Source organism: Pseudomonas aylmerensis (genome assembly GCF_001702265.1).
In the GTDB taxonomy this organism is placed as follows: Bacteria; Pseudomonadota; Gammaproteobacteria; order Pseudomonadales; family Pseudomonadaceae; genus Aquipseudomonas; species Aquipseudomonas aylmerensis.
This window is the reverse complement of the sequence record NZ_MAUE01000015.1, coordinates 95,031-102,578: the sequence shown is the minus strand read 5'-3', so window position 1 is coordinate 102,578 and position 7,548 is coordinate 95,031. Positions and strand designations below refer to the sequence as shown.

The 7,548-nt window shown below is 57.3% G+C and carries 11 protein-coding genes and 1 pseudogene; 2 read left to right on the top strand and 10 right to left on the bottom strand.

The genetic code is table 11. From position 1 onward, the window contains the following. The 9 genes and pseudogenes from BBG20_RS12730 to BBG20_RS12695 all read right to left on the bottom strand — a co-directional run. On the bottom strand, positions 1–1,031 hold a 1,031-nt coding region (locus BBG20_RS12730; protein WP_141697276.1), incomplete at its 3' end, for a DNA cytosine methyltransferase. Between the two features lie 68 nt (positions 1,032–1,099). Next, complete coding sequence (locus tag BBG20_RS12725) at positions 1,100–2,131, bottom strand: hypothetical protein (protein WP_065903862.1); 1,032 nt, start codon at positions 2,129–2,131, stop codon at positions 1,100–1,102. A gap of 58 nt (positions 2,132–2,189) precedes the next feature. Beyond that, positions 2,190–2,549: a hypothetical protein gene (locus BBG20_RS12720; RefSeq protein WP_065903857.1), complete on the bottom strand. Its 360-nt coding sequence runs from the start codon at positions 2,547–2,549 to the stop codon at positions 2,190–2,192. 81 nt (positions 2,550–2,630) lie between these two features. Further along, complete coding sequence (locus BBG20_RS12715) at positions 2,631–2,945, bottom strand: hypothetical protein (protein WP_065903848.1); 315 nt, start codon at positions 2,943–2,945, stop codon at positions 2,631–2,633. Beyond that, the gene (locus tag BBG20_RS12710) at positions 2,942–3,223 is read right to left on the bottom strand and encodes a hypothetical protein (protein ID WP_065903846.1); all 282 of its coding nucleotides are present in this window, start codon (positions 3,221–3,223) and stop codon (positions 2,942–2,944) included. The genes BBG20_RS12715 and BBG20_RS12710 overlap by 4 nt, the downstream gene beginning before the upstream one ends. 393 nt (positions 3,224–3,616) lie before the next feature. Beyond that, positions 3,617–3,859, bottom strand: a pseudogene (locus BBG20_RS12705) (response regulator transcription factor); the annotation flags it as partial. 422 nt (positions 3,860–4,281) lie between these two features. Continuing rightward, a complete protein-coding gene (locus tag BBG20_RS12700) occupies positions 4,282–4,560 on the bottom strand; it encodes a hypothetical protein (protein WP_083221377.1) in 279 nt (92 codons plus the stop codon). A gap of 100 nt (positions 4,561–4,660) precedes the next feature. Continuing rightward, the gene (locus tag BBG20_RS32440; protein ID WP_141697275.1) at positions 4,661–5,011 is read right to left on the bottom strand and encodes a hypothetical protein; all 351 of its coding nucleotides are present in this window, start codon (positions 5,009–5,011) and stop codon (positions 4,661–4,663) included. 43 nt (positions 5,012–5,054) lie between these two features. After that, entirely contained in the window at positions 5,055–5,843 is a 789-nt protein-coding gene (locus BBG20_RS12695) for a LexA family transcriptional regulator (RefSeq protein WP_083221376.1), read from the bottom strand. A 107-nt stretch (positions 5,844–5,950) separates the two neighbouring features. On the opposite strand from BBG20_RS12695, the gene BBG20_RS31785 reads away from it, so the two are divergent. Continuing rightward, positions 5,951–6,172, top strand: a complete 222-nt coding sequence (locus BBG20_RS31785; RefSeq protein WP_083221375.1) for a Cro/CI family transcriptional regulator — start codon at positions 5,951–5,953, stop codon at positions 6,170–6,172. 272 nt (positions 6,173–6,444) lie between these two features. Here BBG20_RS31785 and BBG20_RS12690 read toward each other — a convergent pair whose 3' ends face one another. Then, on the bottom strand, positions 6,445–6,660 hold the full coding sequence (locus BBG20_RS12690) for a hypothetical protein (protein WP_065903844.1): 216 nt from the start codon (positions 6,658–6,660) through the stop codon (positions 6,445–6,447). 143 nt (positions 6,661–6,803) lie between these two features. Here BBG20_RS12690 and BBG20_RS12685 point away from each other — a divergent pair, with 143 nt between their 5' ends. Next, positions 6,804–7,547 (top strand): phage antirepressor KilAC domain-containing protein, encoded by a 744-nt coding sequence (locus BBG20_RS12685; RefSeq protein ID WP_083221374.1) that lies wholly within the window; start codon positions 6,804–6,806, stop codon positions 7,545–7,547. Position 7,548 lies beyond the last annotated feature (1 nt).

Below are 7,548 nucleotides of genomic sequence, written 5' to 3'. Positions count from 1 at the left end.
AAGGCACCACCCTTTGGATAGGAGGTGATTGTGCGCAGCGGCTCATCGGCAGACTGCACCGACTCACCCGACCAGTTCGCAATCGGCACAATGAAAGGCGCCGGGTTGTCGATGACGAACTTCTTCATGCCCTTGGCAACCCGGCGCAACGTTGCGTCGGCCAGGTCCTTCTTGCGGCCGAAGATGCTTTTGCCCAGGTCGGTGAAGTCGATGCAGTCAGCGGCGGTCTTCCACTTTTGCTGGCCCTTGACCGGGTTCTTCGCGTGAGTAGGCTCCGGCCAGACGATCGGCCGGCCATCGCACCGGGCGATCATGAACAGGCGCTCCCGGCTGGTCGGTGCGCCGAAGTCGCATGCCCTGATCACCTTCCACTCCACGACATAACCCATCCCTTCCAGCAGCGCCACAAACCGACGCCAGGTGCGGCCACGCTGCTTCGGATCAGGGACCAGGAACTGGTTCGATACCGGCACTTGCTCGCCCGGTGCGGCGATTCGGTTGGTGGTCTTTCCCTTCTTGGTTGGGTGCGGCACCTGGTCCAGGGTCACCACCCGCCCGCTGGCCTTGTCACGCTTGGCGATCAATCGGCCCCACTGCAGGATCTGCTTCACGTTTTCCAGGCTGATCACCCGGGGGCGCTTCTTGCCTCCCCACTTGAGGCCGATCCACGACAGGTTGCGTATCTCACGTTTGCGCGGCTGGCCGCCGGCAGCCTGGCTGTGGTGGGTGCAGTCCGGTGACATGTGGAACCAGCCCACGGCCTTGCCGCCGCATTCGGTGTCCGGGTCACCGTCGAACACGTCGGTGGTGAAGTGCTTGGCGCCTGGGTGATTTACGGTGTGCATGCTGATCGCCGCGGCGCTGTGGTTCTTGGCCACGTTCACCGCGCGGCCCAGTCCCATTTCCAGGCCGGTGCCGGCGCCGCCACCACCACAGAAGAAGTCGACAACGATCTCATCGTCCTGAGGGTTGAAGCCGAGTCCGTATTGGGTTTTGAAATCGAAGGGGTGTTTCTTCTGTTGTGCGGACATAGGGGATCCTCGCCGGCTGGCGTGATTCGTTGATATGGGGTATTACGGGTGACCGGTATGGATCGTGATCAGGCGGCCTGTGAAATCGGCACAGCCTTCAGGTCGTCCTTCTCGTCGGCATCACCCAGGTAGGGCTTCAGTTCCGCGCGGGTGTACTTGCCAGCCCTGATCGTGTCACTGGTGTATCCGCTGTAGTTGGGCCGGAAATAGACCCCGTCCTTCACGTTTAGGATCATGAACAATGGCTCAGGCTCAGGGAAAAGTACCTTGCGCAGAATCTCTGCCCGCTGATAGTTCATGCCGGCCACTGCTCTGGCGATCATGTCTTCCAAGCGCTGGCGGCGGGCCCGCTCGTTTTTCTTGGTCCTGATGTTTGCCGGCCGGTCAACAAAGAGCTCAAAGCACGCCTTGTTGGTGTAGCCGTATTTGCCGTAAGCCACCCACCACATGTTGTTGATGTTCACGAACGCAGTGCCCTGGTACCAGCGGCCTTTTCGGTCAGTGGTCCAAACCTTGGCGCCATGCTCGATTATCTTCTTCTCGCCTGATCTCGAGTTGTAATCGGCAGCGGGAATGTCTGGCGGGCCAAAGCGCCGCTTGCTTACATAGTCGGCATTGATCCACTCGATGTTGGTCAAGCCGCCTATGCCGCACTTTCGATCTGATGTTTTGAAGGTGTAGCCGGTGAAGACGTTGCAGAGGTAGTCACGAATTCGCATGCGAGTCCGCTGCATTTCCAGGCGCGCCAGGTAAGGCATGTGCTTTTCTTTGTCGCTTTGGTAACGACCGCCATGGTCTCCGCGGTCCGGGGTGTTCACGGATTGGAAAAATTCCAACTCAATGCTGCGCCCGCTGATCTTGAGATCGGCTTGAAGATCGCCTTTCACGCAATGGCGTGAATTATTGTCAGTGAAGATATGGGTCTGCTCGCCGACGGTCCAGCCGATCCGATTGAGCGTTTGAATGATCCGCTTGAACACTTCGCGCTTGAACTTGCGCTCCCAGATCACCTTGGCGTCCCACTCGCGAGGAATACCTTCCTCCCACACGGCCAGGCGCGCCTCGCCGAACGACACGCAACCTTCGCGTTGAATTTGCATTGGATTATCTCCAGTAAGGCGCCGCCCTCCGGTTACCGGATGCAGCGAGTTGCGTGGGTTATGCTGGTGTTTCGATTTCGTCGCCCGGCTCTGGCGGGTCGTCGTCGAGCGACTTCAAGCCCGCGGCCCTAATGATCTGCGACACCTTTTCAGTAACGACGAAAGGTGTCGTGACACACTTGAGCATCTGCGCCGCTGTTTCGCAGTCGGCGGAGATCACGTTGCGCAGCAGGTTCTGAAACACCTCCTGCTGGTTGTTGAAGCCGTGCTGCTTCATCAGGCGCTTGAGGTCGGCCTTGAACACGCCGGCGACCTCAACCGTAAATTTCTCGACGCCCAATGCGGCATCCTTCGCCGCCGCCTTCTCGCGCTTGCGGCGCTGCTTCTTGGCTTCCGCCGTCAGCTCTTCCTCGGCCATGGCCTACCTCTTCGAATCCACTTGCCGGGATTGCCAGCCAGCTAGGCCGGCGCCGCGCGGCGGTGATTTTGCTGATGCGCTTCATGGGTACTCGGCGAACTTGAAGCCGTTCTCCCGGGCAATGAGCCTGGCGCGCTTGTGATCGATGCCCATTGCCGCGGCGGCTTTGTTGATTGAGCTGCCGCTCTCGGCCAGTTGCTTGAGACCAGGTGCCAGACGATCACGCTCGGCGCGCAGCTTGCTGCTGTGCCCGCCACCGTAGGTGCCATCCTTGACGCCGCTGACGCCCTGAGCGAACTCTTGCACAGTGCGCCCGGCGCCGAAGTAGGCCTCCAGCTGCTGGTTCAGGTTCTCGATAATCGAGTCGCGCGGGTTGGGCATTGGCACACCGATCACTGCGCACCTCCTGACAGCGCCACCTTGACGCCGTCTGCACGAGATTCCAGAGCCTGGGCGAAGTTGCTGGCCTCTTTCCAAGTCCATCGGAAGCCTTTCACCTTGCCGGTCGAGCGCTCAACGATGTGGTACGCGTTGCCGCGGGTGACGACCTGGAAGCGAATCTGTTGCACGGGGGGCTCCTTGCCGATCAGGGCGTAGAACTCAGCGGTGGCGATGCGGGAACGCACATGCAGGGCCGCAGCCCCGTCTACGCGCTGTTGAATTGATGCGTGCATGGTGGATACCTCAGTGGGTTGCGTTTATTCGTCAGCATCCTGACCGCCTGGTGGGTGCCGGTGGGCGCAGGGGAGGGTGCTGACGGATAAAGGCGAGGCGGAAAAAAGCCCGGTGGGGACCGGGCTTTTCGTTGCGTTACATAGACCTCCCTATGTCACGCAGGGGTATCAACTCATTCAGGCTATTTCATGGCTGTATCCCTCGTTGTTCGCTCACTGGGTTGGCAGTGGCCACCGTTCTGCATGCAGGTGGGCGGTTATAGGCCGCGATTTCGTCCGCATCCCGCTGCACCCTGTCGCCAAGGTGCAGAAGTGATGCTTTGCCGTGGTTTAAGCGATAAGGACACCATCGTTCGATTCTCCTGCTGAGCCTTGGGGATTCGGGCTTTCAGGCAGGGCAACGATGATTTCGCGCCGCATCGCCTCGGCCACTAACGCCGTCTGGCGGGTAACGCCCAATTTGAACATCGCACTTGAAAGGCGCTTGGCAACCGTGCAGGCCGCGACATTGAATTGGCGGGCGATTTCCTTTGCTGTCATGCCCTGTGCCGCGCTCATGACGTATTGCAGTTCTCGCGGAGCCAGCCCCTTGCCAAGGTGGCCTTTCCATAAACCGCTCACAATTTTTGAGTTCACTGATTTCCCTCCTGGTTGATTTCCCGTCAGGCCCTCTTGTGAAGGCCTGCCAGTGAAATCTCTCACCATGACCCGCTACTGGCGTCAGTCACTGGCTTTAATCAAATGTCTCTCCAGCCGCGGGCCTTTCGGCTTGTTCTCCCGCTGGATAACTCGTCTTGGTGTTTTACGCTGCACACCTGGGTCAGTTGCCAACCCTCTGAACCGTTAAGGCCGGTTCATCGCTGCCTTCCATCTGGCCGGCTGTAATCCGGCAATGAGGCAAACAATACCTCCGGTATTTATATTGGTCAATACCGCCGGTCATGTATTTTTTGATGGGCAACAAAAAGCCCGCTCAGTGGCGGGCTATGGATTCAGATCGGCTAGGGCAGAAACAAGAAGCCCGGCGGTGGCCGGGCTCAATTATTGGTCGCTGCGAATCAGTGCGGAAGCGCCTTCAAAAGTGGCGCTAGATACTGCTGAACAATCCACCAGCCGCCTCCGATGATCGGTAGTAGCGTTAGAAGAGCGTACAGAGACAACTGTCCTTTAGTGACCATGTTCTTATCAATGTGGTCAAGCTTGGTTCCAGCACTCGACGACGCGATCTTTAAAGAGACGATATCAGCAGCCATAGCTTTCACGTCCGATCTAAGATCGGATATGTCTCGTCGCATGTACTCTACATGGCTTTCGAGCTTTGCTACGCGAGCTTCCATTTGATCGCCTCCAGGCGGATTACCATCCCCAGTATCACCGGGTCCTCCTCCTTTGTCACCTGTGCCGCCAGGTCTCTTGCTCCAGGTGGTCTGGATTACATCACCCATGATGTGAGCCCTCACGCTCCTGGAACTGCCTAATCTTATAGGTGTTAATTAGCGCGAAGTGACCACAATTTGGACATGTTACTCCAGCTGAAGTATGGGTATCTCCAGCAGAGGTCGGGCTTAGGTAGAGAGATAGCAACGGGTTTTCAGGATCTGCCTCATCAGACACCTTATGCATGCTCACTTCCCAAACCCCATCATGAGGACAGTGCGGGCATTTACCACTACGGCCTACTGCAACGAAAAAATCCATCAGGTCAGAAACCCGAAGGCGAGGCAAAGACTCGTCGTCCGAAAGCTTTATGTTGTCAATTTTTCCGGTGACGTAGTAGTTCTTCTTCATGCCGCTCCTTCAATATTCCATTACTTAGCGATTTCTTCTCGGCTTATAGCATTCCGCCGCGCCAAACAACCCTGCCAATTATGCGAACCTCATTTATCTGTCCGTCGCGCAAGGTCTCATCCCCGTAGCGTGCCTTGTCAGGGTTATCACTGCGGATAATCCAACCATCGAAGTCGGACTTCACCAGGCGCTTCACGATCGTACCTTTCGATTCGCTCTGCAGCGCGAAGACCTGGCCGTCTTTCGGTTCGATTTTCGACTCATCGATCAGCAGCACGTCACCATCATTGATGGTCGGTTCCATGCTGTGGCCGTTGGCGTAGATGACATCCAGGTGGCGCTGGTTGAGATTATTTGCGCGCAGCCACTCCGACTTGAAAGCCATGACGCCGCGGATCTCGACATGCGAGTTGTCTTCTCCGTTGCCGGTCGATCCGCGAGCGGTCAGCTGCAACACGCCGGTGTAGTTCTTGTCGTCAGCGAGATCAAAGTTTCGCGGCGGAATTCGGCTGTCGACTGCCGAGTCGCCACTCTGGCGCCCCGGAATCCCCGAGGTCATCTTTTCTATCTGGGCTGCAAGAGTTGGGCTGATTTCTGACACCGGTACCTGGAGCGCCCTGGCAAAAACTACCGCAGCATTGATGCTAAGAGCTGTTCGACCATTCATGAAATGGCTCACAGCGCCCTGCGTAACGCCGTCGCCAAGTTCGCCCGCAATCTTTTCTTGGGTCAGCTTCAGCTCTCCACGTTTAGCGTGGAAAAGCGCTTTCAGCCGAGCACTGTCTTGCAACTGCCAATCGGACAGCGGGAGCCTTCGGGAGTCTTTCTTCATCTGCTGATGTTATTACCTGCGGTATTGGGTAAGCCAATATCGCCGGTATTGACTATTAACAATACCGGCGGTCATACTTCTGATGAACACTTGTCGAGGACGCCGCTATGCGCCGTATCCCACTTACTGAATTTGCAAAAGAGCACGGGCACACAAAGGCGGCCCAGATGCTCGGATGCACCCAGGGCGCCCTGAGTAAAGCCATTCGCGTTGGTCGAGATGTTTTCGTAACGCTCGAGGAGGACGGCACTTTGTCTGCTCAAGAACAACGCCCGTTCCCATCGCAGCGGTCAGTAGCTTCATCGCTTGATGTCGCCATTTTCCGCTGAGCTGGGAAGGGTGAATAGAGATTCTGGATCAGCTGTTAATTCATACAGTGCATAGGAAGGGAATAGAGATGGTTGCAGATGGTTTGTTGGTCGCCTGTGGGGCCTTTGGTGTTTCTTCCTTCTGCTTCGTGGCGGGCTTTGTCGCTGGAGTCTCAAAGCGAGAAGGCTCTGCAACCTTTCCTCTGGCGCACGTCAGCTTTGATCCCTCTGCCAGCGACGCAGACCGCTTGAAGCTATTGGATCGGGCGCGAGCAGCTGTTCTTGACGGCCGCTTAAGTCAAACCAAGAACCTTAAGAATTGCAGCGCCACCGATCAATCCAGCGAGCCAGGGGATCACCTTGAAGAATGACTTCTTGTGCTTCTCCCAGAATGCCCGCATGGGAGGCCGATCAACTTGCACCCAAGGAAGCGGCTCATCCACTACGCGCCATTCGTCATCCCAGTGCTTCGCCTTCCAGCGAGTATAGGCTTCCTTCAAACGCTTCATGTCCGGTCTCCGTGACCTTTTCGAGTGGAATCAGAAAGCTACCACGGATGCACCGGACACCCATAACGCCTGAATCGCAGGCACAAAAAAGCCGGGCTGCAACCCGGCTCTTTCAACAACTTGTAAAACACAGTGGGGCCATTATGAACACCAATACCGCTCCAGGCAATACCCACCATGTCGCGACACTTTTTCGGCATGAGCAAAACGTGTCGCGACACACGATGTCGTCACGCGAAATCGCCGAGCTGACCGGAAGCACGCACGACAACGTGTTGAAAACCGTCCGGGCTTTGGTTGCCAAGGGTGTCGTTTCTTCAAACGACACCCCCTATATCCACCCGCAGAACGGTCAGGTCTATCGGGAGTTCCTGCTTTCCCAGCGCGACACCCTGGTGGTGGTCTCCGGCTACAGCGTTGAACTGCGCGCCCGGATCATAGACCGGTGGCAGGATTTGGAGGCGAGGGCGGAACAGTTCCAGATTCCAGCCACCTATGCCGAAGCCCTGCAAGCGGCAGCTGACCAGGCCAAGGAAAACCAGACCCTTCGCTTGGTGATCCTGGACCAAGAGCCGAAGGTTTCCGCCATCAAACGCTTGGCGGCCGCCGGCGGCGCGATCTGTATCAGTGATGCTGCCAAACAACTTCAGGTTCGACCCTCGAAGCTTTTCCAGTGGCTGGAGAAAAACCGGTGGATCTTTCACCGCGGCGGCTCCAAGCGCTGGACCGCCTACCAGCCGCGCATTACTTCCGGCTATCTGGTTCACAAGGTCACCGCGCTGAAGAGCGACCCGGAGACCGGTGGGGACCGTGCTGCCTTCCAACCTCTTGTTACGCCGAAAGGCCTGGCCTACCTGGCCGAAAAGAATATCGGAGCCTCGCTGTGAG

Bases quoted from the DNA above. Each gene is read 5' to 3' on its own strand.
- BBG20_RS12695 (WP_083221376.1), bottom strand. From the start codon at position 5,843: ATGAAGAAAGACTCCCGAAGGCTCCCGCTGTCCGATTGGCAGTTGCAA.
- BBG20_RS12710 (WP_065903846.1), bottom strand. From the start codon at position 3,223: ATGCACGCATCAATTCAACAGCGCGTAGACGGGGCTGCGGCCCTGCAT.
- BBG20_RS12700 (WP_083221377.1), bottom strand. From the start codon at position 4,560: ATGGAAGCTCGCGTAGCAAAGCTCGAAAGCCATGTAGAGTACATGCGA.
- BBG20_RS32440 (WP_141697275.1), bottom strand. From the start codon at position 5,011: ATGAAGAAGAACTACTACGTCACCGGAAAAATTGACAACATAAAGCTT.
- BBG20_RS12720 (WP_065903857.1), bottom strand. From the start codon at position 2,549: ATGGCCGAGGAAGAGCTGACGGCGGAAGCCAAGAAGCAGCGCCGCAAG.
- BBG20_RS12690 (WP_065903844.1), bottom strand. From the start codon at position 6,660: ATGAAGCGTTTGAAGGAAGCCTATACTCGCTGGAAGGCGAAGCACTGG.
- BBG20_RS12725 (WP_065903862.1), bottom strand. From the start codon at position 2,131: ATGCAAATTCAACGCGAAGGTTGCGTGTCGTTCGGCGAGGCGCGCCTG.
- BBG20_RS12685 (WP_083221374.1), top strand. From the start codon at position 6,804: ATGAACACCAATACCGCTCCAGGCAATACCCACCATGTCGCGACACTT.
- BBG20_RS31785 (WP_083221375.1), top strand. From the start codon at position 5,951: ATGCGCCGTATCCCACTTACTGAATTTGCAAAAGAGCACGGGCACACA.